Genomic DNA, 21797 nt, shown 5'->3' on the forward strand with positions numbered 1-21797 from the left:
GGTTTTTAAAAAGGGGGATTTATTAGCCGAAAAAATACACGGTTTCATGATGAAAAATCAAAGAGGTAAAACAGGGGGAAGAAAAGTGGTACGGAGTTGGTTCAGCAAATATTCCGCCTTTGCTTTATGAGAAGAGGGTATTGGTTCCGGTAATTCAGAATTTCCAATTCAACTTTTTGAACTTTTTTCTTTATATTTGTCCTGTTGTGGCAGAGAGACCTGCCGTAATTGAAATATTATTTTGAAGCGTTTGGTTTTATCCTAACTTAGAAAATCGCCAATTTTCAACACCAAAGGATAAACAGCAAAACGTTCATGCTTGCCGTATATACTCATATATATACCCGGCCAAGCGTGGGTAACTGTTTATTTTGGTGTGGGCGTTTGGCGATGCCTCTAAGTTAATAAACTAAAGTTCCCACGCTTTCTTTTTGTCATTAACCCACCTTTCCGGGGACTTTCAAGGTGCTAAGTAATTTCTTGATATGAAAAAATTAATCAAGTGTGCCGGAATGCGGCATTTTCGGATGTCATTGGGGTTGCTGTTTGTCGTAACTCTTTCCGGTATTTTTTCTTCACCCGCCCTCGGTAACAATATCCGGGTGGACGGTAAAACGCGCGTTGTCGGTTTCTCTGGAGACACGGCGATTATTGAGGTGTATCTCCGCTGGGATAATTCATGGCGGGATGATTTCAACTGGGATGCCGCGTGGGTGTTCTTTAAGTACAAAAAGCGAGGCTTGACCAATCCGTGGCAGCATGCCTATCTGGGCTCTTCGGGGCATGTGTTGAGTGTTTCGGCCGGGAATGAGGGCGGAGGTTATTCTTTCATGGTCGGTGCCAATGGCGGAAAAGTGAACGGTCTGTATGTGATGCGTAATTCCATTTCAGAAGGGAATGCCAGTGTTCGTTTACAGGCGAAATGGGCACTGAATGGTACGGGATTGAGTAAAAGTGATTTTGGTGACGATTTAAATAAGATTTATGTTGCCGTTCATGCTATCGAAATGGTGTATGTTCCATACGGTGCGTATTACTTAGGAGATGCGTATTCCCACAAGAGCTTTGCTGTGGGCGATACGGCAGCCATGGTGATAGATTCCGAAACGGCGATGACACTTTCGGCGAAAGACGGTATGCCGAATGTATCGTTGTCAGCTTCTTATCCGAAAGGCTACGCGGGCTTTTATATCATGAAGTACGAGACCAGTCAGGAGCAGTATGCGGAGTTTTTGAACTCTCTAACACTCGACCAGCAGAAAGCGAGGGTTGCCAATAACAACTTCTCTACGATGCAACGGGGAGATTATGTTTTCGGGGATTTAAAAACACCAAGCTGCCGAAACGGAATCGTATTTATTGAACAGCGGCAACCGAATACGCCCGCGGTATTCGGGAATAATCTGAATCCTGCGAATGATTTGTTTTCCTCGGACGACGGTCAGACACTGGCTTGTAATTACATGAGTATAGAAGATATGATTGCGTATTGCAGCTGGAGCGGATTGCGCCCGATGAGCGAACTGGAATACGAAAAGGCTTGCCGTAGGTTTTATCCCCAAGTACCCGATAAAGGAGAATATGCATGGAATACGAACAACGGCATCAACCGCTTAAATGGATTAGGCGATTTAAATTACCGAGGCGACCAACGGGAGCAGGCAAACAACATAGCCAAGAACGTAAATAGTGGAATAAGCAACGGTACCAACGGTCCTGTACGTTGCGGATTGTTTGCAACATCTGCCACGAATCAGACACAGGCAGGAGCAACATATTGGGCAGTAATGGAAATGAGTGGGAATTTAAAGGAACTATGTGCCAATGTAAACTACACGAACCTAGATGGAGGAAGTTGCGGAACGGGCTTGTATAATCCCACATTGTGGAATACTTCTGTTGGTAATTATGGTGTCCGTGGTGGCGGTTTTAATAGTGCGGATGATTTGTTGCGAACTTCGGACAGAACGGAAGCGATGAATTATTTCACGGCGATAACGCAAAGGGACAGCACGGTAGGTTTCCGGGGAGTGTACAGCCTTTCGGGAATAAAGATTGACGGCGGGAAGATTCAGGCTCCGGAAACAGGATGCTGGTCAGAAACGGAAATCAAGAATGTACTGGAGGCATCCTGTCCCGACTTTGCTGATATACGGTTTCAATACAACTGGTATGTCAAGAAACCGGGAGAGGCGAAATTCGATATTGTGGACAATGCGACAGGCAAAACGCTAACGTTCCAAGATTTCGAAAACAAGACCGCGACTCCTGTCGTGTACACATTCAAACGTACGGGCATTTGCGCTATCGGAGTTGCAGAAAGCAACGAAGTGACCGTTACGATTTTGCCCGCACCTTTTGCTCAAGATATTTATGATTTTAATGCGGGGAGTTCCGTGACCTTGACACAATATTGGGGCACAAACAGCTCTGCTGTATGGACCTTGGACGGTGCTCCGTCGTGGGCATACGTATCCGGCAAGACCTCCACGTCGTTGACGATAGCAGGTGGACTGGCTTGTGTGAATTTCACGGTGAGGGCAAAGCTAGCGGCGTGTCCTTCGGATGAGTTTTCGGCGAAAGTTGAAATTAACGGCATATTTCCTTACACAGGACACATGGACAGTGTGACTTTGGCAGCAGGAAAATATGATATGGAATGCTGGGGTGCAAGAGGAGGAAATGGTGGTGCAGGTGGTTATACAAAAGGAACTTTGGATTTACAACAACAACGGAGATTTTATGTATATGTCGGTCAAGCAGGTCCCAATGCTGGTAGACCGGCTGGGGGAGCAGCAGCATTTAATGGTGGAGGTGCCGGAGGAAATAGTGTAAAATTTAGCGGTCAGTATTATTCAGGCGGTTATTCTGGTGGTGGTGCTTCCGATATTCGTTTAGAGGGAGGAGCGTGGAACAATGTAAATTCTTTAAGAGCCCGATTAATTGTAGCTGCAGGAGGAGGAGGGTATGCTGCACATTCTTCTGGTGCGGCAGCTGGTGGCTTAACGGGATATAATAGTAGTAGTGTTGCTGGGGCTATTGTAGCTGGGGCGACCCAAACTTCCGGCTATGCATTTGGAATAGGACGCAATGGCGGCAATGGCTCTAGCGCATCGTGTGGTGCAGAAGGGAACGGAGGAGGTGGTGGTGGTTATTATGGTGGACAGGGTTACACAGGTGGAGGTAAAAACTCAGATGCTGGTGGAGCCGGCGGTTCATCGTTTATTTCCGGACACAATGGATGTGATGCAATAAATAGTACGGGAAGTCATACGGGACTATCCAAGCATTATTCCGGTTTGTTTTTTATTAATACGGTTATGATTGACGGTGCGGGTTATCAATGGACAACTGTAAGAGGCAGTTATGTAGGGATGCCGAACTTGGCGGGGACCGGCACGATGACAGGAAACACCAGTCACGGGCAGGTCAGAATCAGCCCTGTCCTCCCTTAATTCCTCAAAATGGTGTAAAAGATAAATGCTGCCGCATAATTGCGACAGCATTTATTTTTTCAAAAAATGGAAAAATCGCCAGTTGAGAGTGCGTTTTTTCTGGAAAAATCGCCAGTTAAGAGTACGTTTTTTTCAAAAATAAGTAGTTGTATGAAGAATAATTTCTATTGTCTTCCCCCCCCTTGTTTTTTAATCCAGTTTCAGTACTGCCAAGAAGGCTTTTTGAGGTACTTCGACGTTTCCAATCTGTTTCATCCGCTTTTTCCCTTTTTTCTGCTTTTCCAATAGTTTGCGCTTACGTGAGATGTCACCACCGTAACATTTTGCCGTTACGTCTTTCCGTACGGCTTTGATGGTTTCCCGCGCTATTACTTTCGCTCCTATGGCTGCCTGGACGGCGATGTCAAATTGCTGACGGGGAATTAGTTCTTTGAGTTTTTCGCATATACGACGACCGAAGTTGTAGGCGTTGTCAAAATGAATTAATGCCGACAGGGCATCTACCGATTCGCCGTTCAACAAGATATCCAGTTTTACCAGATTTGCCCGACGATACCCGATTTGGTAGTAGTCGAAGGAGGCGTACCCTTTGGTGATGCTTTTTAGTTTGTCGTAGAAGTCAAATACGATTTCTCCCAATGGCATTTCGTAAGTGATTTCTATACGATTTCCGGTGTGGTATTGCTGGTTGGTCAGAATCCCCCGTTTCCCCAGACAAAGGGTCATTATCGGCCCGATGTAGTCCGCCGGGGTAATGACCTGCGCCCGGATGAAAGGTTCTTCGATATAGTCCAGTGTCGAGGCGGCAGGCATGTCGGAGGGGTTGTGCATTTCATAGCTTTCGCCTTTGGTGGTGTGCGCCATGTACATGACGTTCGGTACCGTGGTGATGACATTCATGTTAAATTCCCTGTCTAACCGCTCCTGTACGATTTCCATGTGAAGCATTCCCAAGAATCCGCAACGGAATCCGAATCCCAATGCGGCGGATGATTCCGGCTCAAAGGTCAGGGAGGCATCGTTCAGCTGGAGTTTTTCTATGGAAGCCCGCAAATCTTCGTAGTCTTCTGAGTCTATCGGATAGATTCCGGCAAATACCATCGGTTTGACTTCTTCAAACCCGTCTATCGCGACGTCACACGGTTTATCGACATGCGTAATGGTGTCCCCTACTTTGACTTCGGAGGAAGTTTTAATGCCCGATATGATGTATCCCACATCGCCTGTTTTCAGTTCCGAGCGCGGCTCCGGTTTTAAGCGCAATACGCCGATTTCATCCGCGAGGTATTCTTTGCCCGTATTGACGAATTTCACCAGGTCGCCCGTTTTCAAGCTCCCGTTTATGATACGGCAATAGGTGATAATTCCCCGGAATGAGTTAAATTCAGAGTCGAATATCAATGCTTGCAGTGGCTGATTGGGGAAGCCTTCCGGATGGGGGACACGCTCTACGATGGCCCGCAATATTTCTTCTACGCCCAGTCCGGTTTTCCCGCTGGCTTCGATGATGTCTTCCCGTTTGCATCCGATTAATTCAATGATTTGGTCTTTCACATCTTCCGGCATGGCGTTCGGCATGTCCATTTTGTTTAATACCGGTATGATTTCCAAATCGTTTTCGACTGCCAAATACAGATTGGAAATGGTCTGCGCCTGTATTCCCTGAGTTGCGTCCACTATCAGCAATGCCCCTTCGCAGGCGGCAATGGAGCGGGAAACTTCATACGAAAAGTCTACGTGTCCCGGCGTGTCTATCAGGTTGAGCACATATTTTTTCCCTTCATACATATAGTCCATTTGTATGGCATGGCTTTTTATCGTGATACCTCTCTCCCGTTCCAAATCCATGTCGTCCAAGACCTGCGCCTGTAAATCTTTTCCGGTGACCGTCCCCGTGTATTCCAATAAACGGTCAGCCAGCGTACTTTTTCCGTGGTCAATATGAGCTATGATGCAAAAATTTCGGATGTTTTCCATATTCTGTTCCCGATTTTCCTCTATTTCTTATTTTGTGTTCATTCCCAAATGATACATCATGAAGGCGTATATGTCTGCATATTCCTCTATGACTTTGCTCATGGGTTTTCCGGCTCCGTGCCCCGCTTTGCTTTCAATCCGGATTAACGTGGGGTTCGTTCCGTCGTTTGCTGCCTGCAAGGCTGCCGCATATTTGAAGGAGTGAGCCGGTACTACGCGGTCGTCATGATCCGCCGTGGTTATGAGCGTTGCCGGATAAGCCGTACCGGGCTGCAAGGTGTGCAAGGGTGAGTAGGATTTCAGGTATTCAAACATTTCCTTGCTGTCTTCACTTGTTCCGTAATCGCTTGCCCAGTTCCAGCCAATGGTAAATTTATGGTATCTTAACATGTCCATAACGCCTACCTGCGGTATGGCGACTTTAAATAAATCGGGACGCTGATTCAGGCACGCACCGACCAGCAGTCCTCCGTTTGAGCCGCCCATGATGGCAATTTTTTGAGGATTAGTGTATTTTTCGTGTACCAGGTATTCGGCTGCTGAAATGAAGTCATCGAAAACATTTTGTTTCTGCATTTTTGTGCCTGCCACATGCCACTCTTCTCCGTATTCACCGCCCCCTCTCAAATTAACCTGTGCGTAAATGCCCCCGTTTTCCATAAAGGGCAGGCGCATGGTGGAGAAGCCCGGATTCAGACTGATGTTGAAACCGCCGTATCCGTATAATAATACGGGATTTTTCCCGTCTTTTTTCAGCCCTTTTTTGTAGGTCAGGAACATCGGTATTTTGGTGCCGTCTTTGCTTGCAAAAAATACCTGTTCCGTGGTATAGTCTTCCGGATTGAATTTCACGTCCGGTGCCCGGTATAGTTCAAAAGTGTTGTCAGCTACATTGTAGCGATAAATGGATGCCGGGAAGGTGAAAGAGGTGAATGTGTAAAATGCCTCGTTGTCTTCTTTGTTTCCACTGAATCCGACAGAACCTAATGCCGGCAGTTTTACTTCATGCAATAGTTTCCCGTTCGTTTCATACACATACGCATGATGGGAAGCGTCTTTTTCGTAAGTTACCACCAGTTTCCCTCCGATGATTTTAGCCGTAGCCAGTACCGCATCGGTTTCCGGTATCAAATCTTTCCAGTTTTTCAAAGCGGGAGCCGAGAGTTTCGCTTCCGTGATTTTATACTTCGGCGCTCCGTAGTTGGTCACAAACAGGATACGGTCTTCCGATACATCCAGCGGACTATAGGAATAGTCCATATCGTCGGCTATTTTCACTATCAGTGCGTTTTTCCGGGTCAGGTCTTTCATGTATAACGCATTTCCCCGTCCGGCTCCCGATTCGTAAATAAAGAGTACTTTTTCATTTTCACTGACCTCTGCCGTATAAAAACGTTTGGGATAAGCCGCATTCTGGTAAACCAACCGGTCTTTTGTCTGCGGGTCGCCTATTTTATGGTAATATATTTTGTGGTTTTCGTTTACATTGGAGTATTCTTTGCCTGCTACGGGAGCATCATATGCGCTGTAGTAGAAGCCGTCACCCTGCCAGGAAGCACCCGTGAATTTCGCCCACTGAATATGGTCTTCCAGCAGTTTACCGGTTGCCAGGTCCATGACATATATTTCCTGCCAATCGGAACCGCTGCGGGAAATCGTATAGGCCATGTATTTACCATCGTTGGAGAAAGATATGCCGCCCAAAGCTACTGTTCCGTCTTCCGACAATTTATTGGGGTCTAAGAGTACTTCCGGTTCCGATTCCAAAGTTTTCTGTACATACAGGACACTCTGGTTTTGTAAGCCGTCGTTTTTAAAGAAGTAATATTTCCCGTGTTTTTTGAACGGCGAGCCGTATTTTTCGTAATCCGCCAGTTCTGTCAGGCGTCCTTTCAACATTTCCCGAGCCGGAAGCTGCGCCAGATAATTAAATGTTACTTCGTTTTGTGCTTTCACCCAAGCCGCTGTTTCCGCCGATGTGTCGTTTTCCAGCCAACGATAAGGATCTGCCACCGTTTCTCCGAAATAAACATCAACGGTATTGTCTTTTACTGTTTCCGGATAAACGACTTTCATTTTATCCTGACAAGCGTTTAATGCAATCATACCTCCCAATAGTAAACAATAGGTTTTCATTATATACGCAATTTTATTATTATTCCGCAAAAATAAACAGAATGTCATTCTTTTGCAAAACCTCCCGTGATAAAACACCCCGCCCCGTTACAAAGTATTGCACAAAAAAACTATTTTTGTCTTCCGAAATAAAAAAGCATTTATCATGATAAAGTCCATGACCGGTTTCGGGAAGGCTACAGTCGAATCCGGAGAAAAGAAAGTTATTATTGAGGTTAAAAGTCTTAATTCCAAACAGCTTGATATAAATTTACGGATGCCCAATCTCTATAAGGAGAAAGAGATGGAAATCCGGAACCTCATCAAGAATTACCTTGAGCGGGGTAAGGTGGATGTATGTATTTATTCGGACAATAGCGAGTCGAATAAAGAGGTTGCCATTAACCGGGATGTCGTCGAGCAGTATTTCAAACAAATGGAACAGATTGCTTCTTCCCTGAATGTTCCTGTGGATAACAGTACGTTCTTGCAAACGATTATGCGCTTTCCCGATGTTTTCAAGCAAAAAACGGAAGAACTGAATGAGAACGAGTGGGAACAGCTTAAAGCTGGGATTGAAGTCGCTTTGACTGAAACCGATAAGTTCAGAATTCAGGAAGGAGACGTCCTCATCCGGGATATTTTGCACCGCATCGATTTAATACAGGAATTTGCCTCGGAGGTGCCGCAATATGAAGAGAAACGGATTGAGAATATCCGTCAGAAACTGGTGGAGAAAATCAAAGAGTGGCATGAACTCCAGAATGTAGACCAAAACCGGTTTGAGCAGGAGATTATTTATTATCTGGAGAAGCTTGATATTACGGAAGAAAAAGTACGGTTGGCAAATCATTGCAAGTATTTCATTGAGACCGTCGAAAAGGAAGATGCCCCCGGCCGGAAACTCGGATTTATCGCACAAGAAATCGGCAGGGAAATCAATACAATGGGTTCTAAAGCCAATAATCACGATATTCAGAAGCTCGTTGTACACATGAAAGATGAGCTTGAGAAAATCAAGGAGCAAAGCCTCAATATTTTATAGTGCCATCATGGGAAAGGTCATTATTTTCTCCGCTCCGAGCGGTTCCGGAAAAAGTACTATTGTCCAGCATCTTCTGAAAAAAGATTTAGGACTTGAGTTTTCAATATCCGCTACCTGCCGGTCTCCGCGAGGCGAGGAAAAACACGGTAAAGAATATTATTTTTTCTCCCAGGAAGAGTTTAAGCGGAAAATTGAGAATAACGAACTGCTGGAATGGGAAGAGGTTTACCCCGGATGTTTTTACGGGACATTGTTGTCCGAAATTGACAGGATTTGGCAGAAGAATCACACCGTTGTGTTTGATGTGGATGTTATCGGCGGTATCAATATCAAGAAGAAGTTCGGCAAGGATGCCCTTTCTATCTTCATTCAGGCTCCTTCTGTCGAGGAACTTCAAAAAAGACTTGTCGGAAGAGGTACCGATTCCCCCGAAAAAATCAAGGAAAGGGTGAATAAGGCCATGTATGAAATGAGTTTCGCCCCTCAGTTTGATACTATTATCATGAATGACCGATTGGAAACGGCTTTGTCCGAAACAGAGAGAACAATTCGGGAGTTTCTTTCAACGACCTTTTAATACCGGCAGACTGACATGGTATTTTACTGCCAATACCCGCGCCAATATCACTCCGGTAGCGGCAATAAATTGTGTGAGTGCGGGCGGTAAACAAAAGTACATGCAGATATAGTACACAAAACCGCCGAAGACGCACGCCAAGGCATAAATTTCTTTCCGGAATATCAACGGGACTTCATTAATAAATACGTCACGAATGACTCCGCCTGCCGCTCCCGTGGTCATGCCCATGATTACCGCTACCCAGAACGAGAAGCCGCATGCCAGACTTTTTTCGATGCCCACGACAGCAAATAGTCCCAATCCGATGGCGTCAAAAATAAAGAAGGTGTTGTTGAGATGGATTAGATATTTTCCAAAGAGAATGACAAATCCCAATGCACAAGCTGTTACTACAAGATAAGCCGGCTGATGCATCCAGAAAGGGGATACCCCCAATAAAATATCCCTCAAGGTTCCGCCACCGATTGCCGTGGCAAGCCCTACCACGTATGCCCCAAACCAATCAAATTGTTTTGCCGAAGCCAATCGGATTCCACTTATGGCAAAAGCAAATGTTCCGATATAATCAATGATGGTAATAAAACTAATCATATACCCTATTTATTTCTTTATAAACGGCGCCAAAAATAGAGAATTAATTCTATTTTTGAAATGAAATAAAATGATATTTAAATTTACTTTATGACAGGACTTTTTTTCGGCTCTTTCAACCCGATACATACAGGACACCTGCAAATTGCACACTATCTTTTGGAACATCAGCTTGTCGAAAAGATACTGTTTGTTGTCAGTCCGCAAAATCCCTTTAAACGGAATAAAGAATTATTGGACGCAGAAAAGAGGATTGAACTCGTCGAGAAAGCCCTTGCCAGAGAAACACAAATGGAGGCCTGTTCCATTGAACTCTCGATGCCGAAACCCTCTTATACGATTGATACGCTGAAAGAGCTTAAGAGACGCTATCCCTCCCAAAGTTTTGCCCTCATCATGGGTGGGGATAATTTGGAGAATTTCCATTTGTGGCGAGAGCATCAGGCTATTTATGAAAATTACCCCATTTTCGTATATCCCCGCTCCGGCGAAACCGTCCGAAATAGCAATTATCCGAATATACGTCCGATAGATGCTCCTTTGTTTCCGGTTTCTTCCACCGATATCCGGGAAAAAATAAAAAAGGGTGAGGATATTTCCCCTTTCGTCCCTGCCGAAATCTGTAACCTAATCCGTAATTATTATACCGTTTAGCCTTATGCAAAAATTAGTTCTATTCCTGTTCCTGTTTATCCATTATCCGCTCCTTTGGGGCCAAGAAGAGGTTAAATGGCTTCCGCGTGACAATCAAATCCATAGCAAAGGGCGTCCAATTATATCTCCCTGGCACACGGGTACGGCCGGTATTATCAAAAACGACGGTGCCGAACTGAGTTTGTTCAACCCCTCCCGCATCGGTATGACAGAAAATACGGAACTCATATTCCGCATCGGCGAAGAGTGCATTTTACCAAATATCGGCATTAAACATCGCTGGTGGAAAAACGACCGGTTTGCACTCTCTTCGGAACATTATTTGTATTACACGTGGCCTTTTCTCAAAATCATACAAAGTACCGGTATAAAGGACCTTATCCCCGACAGTGTCCCCATAAAACAAGGCATCGCCATGCGCCACGAAATTCTCTTTTCCTGGCTGATGAATCCCCAAAGCCCCGGTTGCCCCAATCCTTCCGCCGAAAGGATTCTTACGCTTCGTGCCGGTATTGAGTTTTATGCCGGGCAAAACAATAAAAAGATTCAACCTTTCAATTGGTTTCATACGCTTTATCACACCCAAATCCTACAAAACAAGAATCTGTATTATGCAGGATTGCAGTTTGATTCGTATTTTTCAAAATCATTTCATTACAGTGTAAACGCTTTGTATTATTCCGTAGATTTTACCAAACATTTCGCTCTGGAAGGGAATCTACGGCTGACTTATTATGTGTCCAAACGTATCGGGATTTCCGCCGCCTGCAAAGCCGCTTACATGAAAATTCCCGAATCAACAGCTATCGCCGTGGCCAAAAAACAATTCACTGTTCTTCCTTTGTTGGATTTTACCTATCTGATTCGTCCCGACCGGGGAGAAATACAACACGGTTTATTTAAGAATCGCAAAAAAATGAGATAAAGCCAAAAGACAAAAACTATTATAAATTATCTGTTATGCCTTTCATTTTTAAAGAAAAATTATTCACTAGGGACTTTTTCATTACGTACGCGTGGTTGTTGGGCGGATGCTTTGTTTTTGCTCTGGGAGCAGTGCTCTTCGCAGAGCCTAATCGCTTCGCTCCGGGGGGTACTTACGGATTGTCTATCGTACTCCATCATCTCATGGGCTGGCGGACGGAAACCACCGCTCTTTGTATGGATATTCCCTTGCTGCTTATCGGTATTTATTTCCTGGGACCCCGCTTCGGTATCAAGACCGTAATCTGTACTTTCGCTATTCCATTTTTTATGGGAATTATTCATGAAACTTACGGCTACCAAGCTCTTCTCGGCGAGAATCAAGAGCTACTTTCCGCTATCTTCGGAGGTGTTGTATACGGTATCGGCATCGGTATGATTTTCAAATCAAGAGCTACTTCCGGCGGGTCGGATATTATCGCCATGATTCTAAACAAGTATACCCATATCTCTTTGGGGCAATTGGTTATATTGGTTGATTGTTCCATTACGCTGACTACCGTACTCGCTTTCGGGGAATGGACTCTTCCTATGTATTCATGGATTGTTGTTTTCATTGAGGGCAAAGTTATCGACTCTGTTCTGGAAGGAGGAACGACGTATAAGACTATGATGATTATAACCCAGGAAGTAGATGCCGTAAAAAAAATCATTATACAGGATATTAACCGCGGTGCAACACTGTTTTCCGCTATCGGCATGTATAAGGGGGAAGAACGGAAGGTTATTTACACCGTGCTTACTCGTCAAGAAATGATGACTCTGCGTCATAAAATCCAAGAAATCGACCCTGCCGCTTTTATCAATGTTATTGATTCAAAAGAGATTTTAGGAAATGGTTTTTCCCCTTTGAAAGAGGAAAATTAAAAACAGAACCCCGTCCGACTCATTCATCTGGAGCAGACGGGGTTTTTCTTATCCTTTTTATTTATCAATGCTTCTCCGCGAAATATTTATAGAATAACGGTATTGTCCGTATTCCGTTGAAGAATTGCTCCAGCGGATAGTTTTCATTGGGAGAATGAATTGCATCGGATTCCAACCCGAAGCCCATCAATATGGATTTTATCCCCAATATTTCTTCAAACGCCGCCACAACCGGTATACTTCCTCCGGAGCGGAAAGGTACCGGATTTTTACCGTAAACTTTTGCATAAGCCCGCTCCGCAGCCTGATATGCCGGTAAATCTATCGGACACACATAAGCGGCTCCACCGTGCAAGGACGTAACTTTCACTTTCACATACGCGGGTGCTATGGACTCAAAATATTCTTTAAATAACCGGGCTATTTTCTCATGCTTCTGATTAGGAACCAAACGACAGCTCACTTTGGCAAATGCTTTTGAAGGCAATACCGTTTTGGAACCTTCTCCCGTATATCCTCCCCAAATACCACAAACATCAAATGTCGGTCGAATCCCTGTCCGCTCGTTTGTAGCATATCCTTCTTCACCGAACAGTTCATCCACACAAATCGCTTTTTTATATGCCTCTTCGTTGAAAGGTGCTTCCGCCATTTTCGCCCGCTCCGCAGCACTCACTTCCAATACATCGTCATAAAATCCCGGTATTGTAATATGCCCTTTTTCATCCACCATTCCACTCAACATTTTTGCCAATACATTTATCGGATTTGCCACTGCACCTCCGAACAGTCCCGAATGCAAATCACGGCAAGGACCTGTCACTTCTATTTCCCAATAAGCCAATCCCCGCAATCCCGTTGTAATGGAGGGCACATCTCTCGCTATCATTCCCGTATCCGACACCAAAATAATATCCGCTTTCAACATTTCTTTGTGTTTCCTGCAGAAATCAGGTAAATGAGTAGAACCAATTTCCTCTTCTCCTTCTATCATAAACTTCACATTACAGGGAAGTTGTCCCGTCTTCACCATGAACTCAAATGCTTTCGCATGCATGAAACTTTGCCCTTTGTCATCATCCGCTCCCCGTCCCCAAATCTTTCCGTCTTTTACCACCGGTTCAAACGGTTTTGTCTTCCACAAATCAAGCGGATCCACGGGCATAACGTCCATGTGTCCGTATACCAATACCGTCGGCAACCCTTCTCCCACGATTTTCTCCCCATACAAAACCGGATTCCCTTCCGTCTCGAATATTTCCGCTTTATCCACCCCCGCTTTCAATAAAATCTCTTTCCATTTCTCTGCACAAGCATACATGTCTTCCTTGTGCTCACCCCCCGCAGAAATCGACGGAATACGAAGTAATTCAAACAATTCACTCAAGAAACGTTCTTGATTTGATGCGATATATTCTTCCAAACCTTTCATAAAAATTTAAAATTAAATATTACCTCGGGTAAAATTAAAAAATAAATTTCCCTTTCTCAATTAATTCATTACTTTTGTATTCGGTGTAATTAATGATTTAAACTTATGTCAGATCTTTCCGAAGTCAAAATCTTCTCCGGGGAAAACAGCAAATATATTGCTGAAAATATAGCTAAATCCATCGGCTTACAGCTCGGAGAAAAAACTTTATTGCATTTCAGTGACGGAGAATTTGTCACCGCTTACGATGAAACTGTACGAGGTGACCATGTTTTCATCATACAATCTACATTTCCGCCCAGTGATAACCTGATGGAATTACTTATGATGATTGATGCCGCCAAACGTGCATCCGCCTACAAAGTAGTTGCCGTTATCCCTTATTTCGGATTTGCGCGTCAAGACAGAAAAGACCGTCCGAGAGTTGCCATCGGCGCCAAATTGGTTGCCAATATGCTGCATGCCGCCGGGGTAGACCGTATCATGACCATGGACCTTCATGCCGACCAGATTCAAGGATTTTTCGATATTCCGGTCGATCATTTGTATGGCTCCACTGTATTGGCACCTTATATCCGTTCACTTCAACTTGATAATTTAGCCATTGCCTCTCCCGACATCGGCGGGTCCAAACGAGCCAATTCATGGGCTAAATTCTTCAACTCCGGCTTGGTTATCTGCCACAAAACACGGGAAAAGCCAAATGAAGTTGCAGAAATGAAAGCTATCGGCAATGTAGAAGGAAAGAATGTCGTTATCGTAGACGACATGATCGATACTGCCGGCACTATCTGCAAAGCTGCTGACATGTTAAGTAAAATGGGTGCTAAATCCGTACGTGCCGTAGCAACTCACGCCGTACTTTCCGGACAGGCTTACGAAAGGATTGAAAATTCAGCATTAGAGGAAGTTATCTTTACTGATTCTATTCCTTTAAAACGTCAGTCGCCGAAAATCAAAATCATCTCGGTCGCCGATATGTTCGCAGAAACTATCCGCAATGTCGTAGAACATAAATCTATCAGTGACCATTTTATCTTGTAATCCGGAGTTATCGCCCATAGACACCTATACCGGCTGACCGAAGAGTTTTCTTCGGTCAGTTTTTTTATCTGTCTTTTCAAACATTCATGACAAGTTGCTTATTTACAATATTCTTTCTGTGATTTTCCCGCTTTTTTATTTATTATCGTATCTTTGCCCATCAAATTATGTCATATATCAATTAGTAAAGTTATGGAATATAATTTCAGAGAAGTCGAGAAAAAATGGCAGGAGTATTGGAGGGAAAAGAAAACTTATCAGGTAGAGATTGATTCGCAAAAGCCAAAGTTCTATGTTTTGGATATGTTTCCCTATCCTTCAGGAGCAGGACTGCATGTAGGGCATCCGCTCGGATACATCGCTTCGGATATTTATTCCCGCTTTAAACGGTTGAAAGGATTTAACGTATTGCATCCGATGGGCTATGACGCTTACGGTCTGCCGGCGGAACAATATGCCATACAAACCGGACAACATCCGGCTATCACAACAGAAAAGAACATTGCCCGCTATCGGGAACAATTGGATAAAATCGGCTTTTCTTTTGATTGGAACAGGGAAATCCAGACGTGTGACCCGAAATATTATAAATGGACCCAGTGGGCGTTCCAGCAAATGTTCAACAGCTATTACTGCAACGATACGAAGCAGGCAAGACCCATTCAGGAACTTATCGACGCTTTCCCGAAATACGGCAACGAAGGCCTGAACGCCGCATGTAGCGAAAATATTCACTTCACGGCCGATGAATGGAACCACATGACCGAAAAACAACAGCAAGAAGTGCTGATGAACTACCGAATCGCCTACCTTGGCGAAACGATGGTAAATTGGTGTCCGAAGCTGGGTACGGTGCTTGCCAACGACGAAGTCAAAGAGGGAATCTCTTTACGCGGAGGTTATCCGGTGGTGCAGAAAAAAATGCGCCAGTGGTCTTTGCGGGTGTCAGCATACGCTCAACGGTTATTAGACGGGTTAGATAAAATCGATTGGTCTGATTCCCTCAAAGATATTCAACGCAACTGGATCGGCCGTTCCCAAGGAGCAGATATTATTTTCGACGTAAAGGATAGTGACGTGAAATTAGAAATTTTCACAACCCGTCCCGATACGATATTCGGTGTTAGCTTTATGGTTCTAGCGCCGGAAAGCGATTACGTAAAAACCCTGACTACACCGGAACAGGCAAACGCCGTAAAAGAATATTTGGAATATGTTTCCAAACGTACAGAGCGGGAACGCCAAAGCGAAGTGAAAAAAGTAACGGGCGTGTTCTCCGGCTCCTACGCCGTGAATCCTTTTACGAATGAAGCCATTCCCGTATGGATTAGCGAATATGTTTTAGCCGGTTACGGTACAGGTGCCATTATGGCCGTACCTGCCCATGATAGCCGAGACTATGCTTTCGCCAAGAAATTTGAACTGCCGATTACTCCGGTTATCGACAACGGACACCCGATTGATTTGAGTGAAAACTCATACGATGCCAAAGAAGGGAAAATGATTAACAGCGGCATACTAAACGGTTTGGAAGTAAAACAGGCTATTGCCAAAATTGCGGAAGAAGTGGAAGCAAGAGGAATCGGCAAAAGCAAAATCAACTACCGTCTGCGGGACGCCATATTCAGCCGCCAGCGCTACTGGGGCGAACCTTTCCCCGTTTATTACAAGGACGATATGCCTTATATGCTGGATGAATCGAAATTACCGCTGGAATTACCAGAGATTGACAAATATTTGCCTACGGAAAGCGGCGAACCTCCATTGGGACGGGCGAAGAATTGGAAAACAGAAGACGGCTATACTTTGGAATTGAATACGATGCCGGGATTTGCAGGTTCTTCCGCCTATTATCTCCGCTATATGGATCCACACAATGACAAAGTTCTGGTAAGCCGGGAAGCAAATGAATATTGGAGAAATGTAGATTTATATCTGGGAGGAGCCGAACATGCCACCGGGCACCTGATATATTCCCGCTTCTGGAATATGTTCCTGTATGATTTAGGCTACGTTTGCGAACCGGAACCTTTCAAGAAGCTCATCAATCAAGGCATGATTCAAGGCCGTTCTAATTTCGTATATCGCATTCAGGGAACCAACACTTTCGTTTCTTACGGATTAAAAGACCAATACGAAACAACGGAAATTCACGTCAATGTAAACATTGTTCACAATGATATTCTAGATGTGGAAGCATTTAAAAACTGGATGCCCGAATATGCTAATGCCGAATTTATTTTGGAAAACGGGAAATACGTCTGCGGCTGGGCGGTAGAGAAAATGTCCAAATCTATGTTCAATGTCGTAAATCCCGACGATATTATCGAAGAATTTGGGGCAGATACCTTGCGTTTGTATGAAATGTTCCTCGGACCATTGGAAGCACACAAACCTTGGGATACGCAAGGAATTGACGGTGTTTTCAAGTTTTTGCGAAAGCTCTGGCGTCTTTATGTGAATGACGAAAAGCTTATCGTGAATGATGAAGAACCCAACAAAGAAGAACTAAAGATTTTGCATAAAACAATCAAAAAAATCGAATCAGATATTGAAAATTTCTCTTTCAATACTTCCGTTCCAGCTTTCATGATTGCCACGAATGAACTGACCGCCCTGAAATGCAACAAACGGGCTGTTTTAGAGCCGTTGGTAATCACTCTTGCTCCCTATGCCCCGCATATCGCCGAGGAACTTTGGCACCGTCTCGGACACGATACGAGCGTTACAGAAACATCTTTCCCGCAATGGGACGAAAAGTATCTGGCGGAAGACAGTTTCGATTATCCGGTTTCTTTCAATGGCAAAGTAAGATTTAAACTGAATATGCCTTTAAGCGCCACCAATGCAGAAATAGAAGCTACTATCACGGCTGCTCCGGAAACCACGAAATATCTTGATGGAAAAAACGTAAAAAAGATGATTATCGTTCAAAAGAAAATTATCAATATTGTTTTTTAATACATAACGGGACAAATGTCCCGTTATTTTTTTGAAAATCCTTACTCAAAAATTTGCTTTACGGCACTGCAATAATCAGACAACTTTGTCGATTTCCGTATCCGTTTTACCATCTTCCGATCTGTTTCCGGCAGTAGATAATCCCAAAGCGTTTTCATCTTGTTCAAAAGCTGATTTTCCCCCTGTAAATAGTTTTTATAGTCATTCAACAAGGCTTCATGAAATGCATAAACCTGATTTTTACGTTCACCATCCGGTTTTGTTTCATTTTTACGAAAATCCGCTACCACCCACGGCGAAGACAACAACCCTCTTCCTATTAAAACACCTCGTAGCTTAGGGAATTTTTCTAAAATTTCTTGCAATTCTTTTCCCGATTTCAAATCTCCATTATAAAAAATCGAATGCTCGCAAGCCTGGTAAAAACGGGAAAAAGATTCATAATCGGGAGTGCCTTTGTATTGCTGAATACCGATTCTTGCATGAAGTGTTATGTATTCTAAGCGAAGATTATTAATGATGTCTATTAAATTATATGCTTCGCTCGTATTTTTCCATCCCAATCTCATTTTCACCGAAAAAAGGACATCCGGAAAATCACATATAGGACTCAACATCTCTTTTACCAGTTCCGGATAAGGCAACATGCCAGCCCCTTTTTTCTTTCCAGCAATCAAAGGAAAGGGACAACCTAAATTAATATCAATTTTTTTGTACCCTTTGCTCCTAACTAACTGTGTCAATTTGCAAAATTCATCCGCATTCCCCGGTAAAATCTGAGGTATAAGCAAAGGTACCGAATTATTTTTCGGGTCAATATCCCGAAGATCTCGATTACGAAAAGTATTGTCAGATTCTAAACGTATAAAAGGGGTATAATAAGCATCTACTCCTCCAAAAAAGCGGGCAAAATTATTCCGATATATCCAATCCGTATATCCCTGTAACGGGGCGAAATGAATCTCGGCCATTCCATTCGCTATAATCATTTGCTTACTTGAGTGCCTCCTGCAATGTTGCATCCATCATCCCGAATATGGGATAAAATCCCTCATCATTCAAAACATGCCTGCCAATATAAGCCTGTATTTGATTTTCAAGAACCTTATAAGAAATCTTCAAACCCTTCGCATCTTTTTTCACCCCACGCTTTGCAGCATAGTCCACCATTTCCCCTACAAGATTATATTGACGAAGATAATCCAACAGCTCCTTGTAATCTTTTATTTGCCGGATTTCTTCCCGATGACGGTCCATAAAATCAAACGTATATTCATAAAGTTTCATTGAACGACTCAACTCCGCCAAATAACGAGAATATCCTACAGTATCCGTTGGCACAAAAACATCGGGCATAATACCTCCCCCTCCGTAAACAGTACGTCCGCCGACAGTTTCATATTTCAGATTCTCATCAAAATGAATACTATCCCTCTCTTCCAGTTCTCCGTGCTCCGCCCTCAAATAAAAATCTTTATAATACTTCTCCTTGCCTTCATCATAAGGCCGTTGAATTGAACGTCCGGAAGGTATATAATAACGCGCCACCGTCAAACGAAGCGCAGAGCCATCGGGAAGCATCCGCTGTTCCTGCACAAGCCCTTTACCGAAAGAACGGCGTCCGACAATTGTTCCCCTGTCATTATCCTGTATAGCCCCGGCAAATATTTCACTGGCCGAAGCGCTGATTTCATTGATTAGTACACTCAATTGCAAGTCTTTAAAATGCCCCTTCCCGTTAGAATAATAATCGGAACGGGGTGAAGCCTTCCCTTGAGTATATAGTATCAGCTTATTGGCTTCCAGAAACTCATTCACCATTTTCAAAGCAATAGGCAATATCCCTCCTTCATTGTTCCTCAAATCGACAATTAATTTCGTCATACCTTGTTTTTGTAATCCCTCCACGGCTTGCATAAATTCATTGTAAGTATTCATGCCGAAAGTTTTCACTTTCACATAACCAGTCGTATCATTCACCATATAGGCCACCTCCACACTTTTAACAGGAATCGCTCCGCGTGTTACCTTCTTTACCATCGGCTTTTCTCCCCGTCGCAACAATGTGAGGGTAACATCCGTACCGAGTTGTCCCCGCATCATGGACATGATTTTGGCATCATTCATCTTTACGCCAGCAATCACCGTATCATTTACCTGAATTATACGATCTCCATCTTTAATTCCGGCTGCTTCGGAAGGTCCTCCCTCAACAACCTTTATAATCGTCACTGTATCCTGGTACTTGTAAAACTGCACTCCTATTCCTCCAAAATTGCCTACCATGTCTTCATTTACCTTTTCCAAATCTTCTGCAGGAATATAAACCGTATGGGGGTCAAGATCTTTTATAAGAGCCTCTACCGCTGTTTCCTCAATCTTTTTTATATCGACGGTATCCACATAAGAATGCTTCAGCATGTTTACAACCATATCAACCTTACTTCCTTGTATGGGCAGAAACAATTCCTGCCTGTCCCGTGTATCCCTACGAATAAAAAGAGAATTGATAAACATCCCAATAACTACTGCCAAAGCTACAATCGTCGGCATTAATATTGTCTGTATATTTTTTTTATACATGATTTTTCAATTTACTTCCACAAAATCAACTTCTATTTTCGCTTTTTTCAACAATTCTATTCCATCCAGATAGCGATATGCTTCAGAATAAACAACCCGCCGGATACCCGCCTGTATAATCAGCTTGGCGCATTCAATACAAGGAGAGGCCGTCACGTATAACGTCGCCCCTTCACTGCTATTACTGGATTTTGCCACTTTCGTAATGGCATTCGCCTCCGCATGCAAGACGTAAGGTTTGGTCTTATTTTCCTCGTCTTCGCACAAATTCTCAAAACCGGAAGGCGTCCCGTTGTATCCATCCGATATAATTGATTTATCTTTGACAATCAATGCTCCCACCCTGCGGCGTTCACAATAAGAATTTTCCGCCCAAATCCGCGCCATGCGTAAATAGCGTTTATCTAACAATAATTTCTTTTCTTGTTCCGTCATCGTTACTTTTTTCTTTCTCCCAAATAGTCTATCATTTCATAAAAACCGGCTTTCCGGCTTTCTTCCACATTGATTTTCGACAATGCTTCACGACTCTTTTGCAAATAACCGTCTATGGTCTTTAACGTCAGCTCCGGGATTCCCAATCGGTTATAAAGCTCCGTAACCACTTTAATTTTTTCGGAAGCGTCAAACTCCTTTTTATCTATCCAGGACTGCAATAAAGCCCGCTCTTTCTCTCCCGCCAGCTCAAAAGCCTTTATCAACAAATATGTTTTCTTATTCTCCGTAATATCCCCTCCTATCTTTTTTCCAAATTCCAATACATCCCCGTATACATCCAAATAATCATCCTGTACTTGAAACGCCAGCCCTAAAAATCCACCGAAATCATAGAGTGCCTTATACTCATGTTCCGGCGCCCCCGCAACAAGTGCCCCATGCCGTAAACTTCCCGCTATCAAAACAGATGTCTTCAAATAAATCATGTGGAGATACTCCTCTTCCGTCACATCGTTCCGCGTCTCAAATTCCATATCATACTGCTGTCCTTTACACACATCCATCGCAACCTGATTAAACCCGTCAATGACTTGCCTCAAATAACGGTCTTCACAATCTTCTATATACTTGTAAGCCGTAATAGCCGCAGCATCTCCGCTTAAAATAGCCACATTGCGATTCCACTTTTTGTGAACAGTCTGACGGCCTCTTCTCAGTTCCGCATCATCCATCACATCGTCATGCAAAAGTGTATAATTATGAAATATTTCTATCCCTATCGCCGATTTCAAGACTTTTTCAACATCATCCCGATACAAGTTATAAGCCATAAGAGTTAAAACAGGACGCAAACGCTTTCCCCCATCCTCCAAAATATAACGGATCGGCTCAAATAGAGAAAAAGGTGTCTCCATATATTCTTGTTTGGCAAGTTCCTGCCTAATAATTTCCCGCAACTGTTCAATAGTATACATCCCTTTCATGCTTTAGCTGTTATTTCTGTCATTTAAGCGCCTAAATTACAAAAAGAATGCCGTATATCCCTATTTTGGATTTCAAATTTTCGTATCC

At 43.6% G+C, this 21797-nt stretch carries 16 protein-coding genes; 8 read left to right on the forward strand and 8 right to left on the reverse strand.

The genetic code is table 11. The features are described from left to right. Nucleotides 1-485: 485 nt before the first annotated feature. Nucleotides 486-3455: a glycine-rich protein gene (locus NFR61_RS09565; protein WP_251623482.1), complete on the forward strand. Its 2970-nt coding sequence runs from the start codon at nt 486-488 to the stop codon at nt 3453-3455. A gap of 189 nt (nt 3456-3644) precedes the next feature. Here the strand turns inward: NFR61_RS09565 and lepA are convergent, their stop codons facing one another. After that, on the reverse strand, nt 3645-5432 hold the full coding sequence (gene lepA / locus NFR61_RS09570; RefSeq protein WP_251623483.1) for a translation elongation factor 4: 1788 nt from the start codon (nt 5430-5432) through the stop codon (nt 3645-3647). Nucleotides 5433-5459: 27 nt separating this feature from the next. After that, nucleotides 5460-7568, reverse strand: coding sequence for a prolyl oligopeptidase family serine peptidase (locus NFR61_RS09575; RefSeq protein WP_251623484.1), 2109 nt, complete (start codon nt 7566-7568; stop codon nt 5460-5462). 145 nt (nt 7569-7713) lie between these two features. Between NFR61_RS09575 and NFR61_RS09580 the strand changes: the two genes are divergently transcribed. Both NFR61_RS09580 and gmk read left to right on the forward strand, forming a co-directional pair. Beyond that, nucleotides 7714-8592 carry a YicC/YloC family endoribonuclease gene (locus NFR61_RS09580; protein WP_251623485.1) on the forward strand — a complete coding sequence of 293 codons (879 nt, stop codon included), beginning with the start codon at nt 7714-7716 and terminating at the stop codon, nt 8590-8592. Nucleotides 8593-8599: 7 nt separating this feature from the next. Further along, the gene (gene gmk, locus NFR61_RS09585; RefSeq protein WP_251623486.1) at nt 8600-9169 is read left to right on the forward strand and encodes a guanylate kinase; all 570 of its coding nucleotides are present in this window, start codon (nt 8600-8602) and stop codon (nt 9167-9169) included. Here gmk and NFR61_RS09590 read toward each other — a convergent pair. Beyond that, nucleotides 9155-9763, reverse strand: coding sequence for a trimeric intracellular cation channel family protein (locus NFR61_RS09590; RefSeq protein WP_251623487.1), 609 nt, complete (start codon nt 9761-9763; stop codon nt 9155-9157). The two genes, gmk and NFR61_RS09590, sit on opposite strands and share 15 nt — an antisense overlap. A 90-nt stretch (nt 9764-9853) precedes the next feature. On the opposite strand from NFR61_RS09590, the gene nadD reads away from it, so the two are divergent. The 3 genes from nadD to NFR61_RS09605 are packed head-to-tail and all read left to right on the forward strand — an operon-like array spanning nt 9854 to nt 12268. Continuing rightward, the gene (gene nadD / locus NFR61_RS09595) at nt 9854-10417 is read left to right on the forward strand and encodes a nicotinate (nicotinamide) nucleotide adenylyltransferase (protein ID WP_251623488.1); all 564 of its coding nucleotides are present in this window, start codon (nt 9854-9856) and stop codon (nt 10415-10417) included. A 4-nt stretch (nt 10418-10421) separates the two neighbouring features. After that, nucleotides 10422-11342 carry a hypothetical protein gene (locus NFR61_RS09600; protein ID WP_251623489.1) on the forward strand — a complete coding sequence of 307 codons (921 nt, stop codon included), beginning with the start codon at nt 10422-10424 and terminating at the stop codon, nt 11340-11342. A gap of 35 nt (nt 11343-11377) precedes the next feature. Beyond that, nucleotides 11378-12268, forward strand: coding sequence for a YitT family protein (locus NFR61_RS09605; protein ID WP_251623490.1), 891 nt, complete (start codon nt 11378-11380; stop codon nt 12266-12268). A gap of 64 nt (nt 12269-12332) precedes the next feature. Here the strand turns inward: NFR61_RS09605 and NFR61_RS09610 are convergent, their stop codons facing one another. Next, nucleotides 12333-13700, reverse strand: a complete 1368-nt coding sequence (locus NFR61_RS09610; protein ID WP_251623491.1) for a dipeptidase — start codon at nt 13698-13700, stop codon at nt 12333-12335. Nucleotides 13701-13805: 105 nt separating this feature from the next. Here NFR61_RS09610 and NFR61_RS09615 point away from each other — a divergent pair, with 105 nt between their 5' ends. Further along, nucleotides 13806-14744: a ribose-phosphate pyrophosphokinase gene (locus tag NFR61_RS09615; protein ID WP_251623492.1), complete on the forward strand. Its 939-nt coding sequence runs from the start codon at nt 13806-13808 to the stop codon at nt 14742-14744. 192 nt (nt 14745-14936) lie between these two features. Beyond that, entirely contained in the window at nt 14937-17705 is a 2769-nt protein-coding gene (leuS, locus tag NFR61_RS09620; protein WP_251623493.1) for a leucine--tRNA ligase, read from the forward strand. Between the two features lie 41 nt (nt 17706-17746). Here leuS and NFR61_RS09625 read toward each other — a convergent pair whose 3' ends face one another. The 4 genes from NFR61_RS09625 to NFR61_RS09640 are packed head-to-tail and all read right to left on the reverse strand — an operon-like array spanning nt 17747 to nt 21700. After that, nucleotides 17747-18694 (reverse strand): tRNA-dihydrouridine synthase family protein, encoded by a 948-nt coding sequence (locus NFR61_RS09625; protein ID WP_251623494.1) that lies wholly within the window; start codon nt 18692-18694, stop codon nt 17747-17749. Between the two features lie 4 nt (nt 18695-18698). Beyond that, complete coding sequence (locus NFR61_RS09630; protein WP_251623495.1) at nt 18699-20288, reverse strand: S41 family peptidase; 1590 nt, start codon at nt 20286-20288, stop codon at nt 18699-18701. 6 nt (nt 20289-20294) lie between these two features. Further along, nucleotides 20295-20723, reverse strand: a complete 429-nt coding sequence (locus tag NFR61_RS09635; RefSeq protein WP_251623496.1) for a dCMP deaminase family protein — start codon at nt 20721-20723, stop codon at nt 20295-20297. Nucleotides 20724-20725: 2 nt separating this feature from the next. Next, nucleotides 20726-21700, reverse strand: coding sequence for a polyprenyl synthetase family protein (locus NFR61_RS09640; RefSeq protein WP_251623497.1), 975 nt, complete (start codon nt 21698-21700; stop codon nt 20726-20728). Between the last annotated feature and the right edge of the window lie 97 nt (nt 21701-21797).

Origin of the sequence: Odoribacter lunatus, assembly GCF_943193135.1 — a bacterium.
Lineage (GTDB): Bacteria > Bacteroidota > Bacteroidia > Bacteroidales > Marinifilaceae > Culturomica > Culturomica lunata.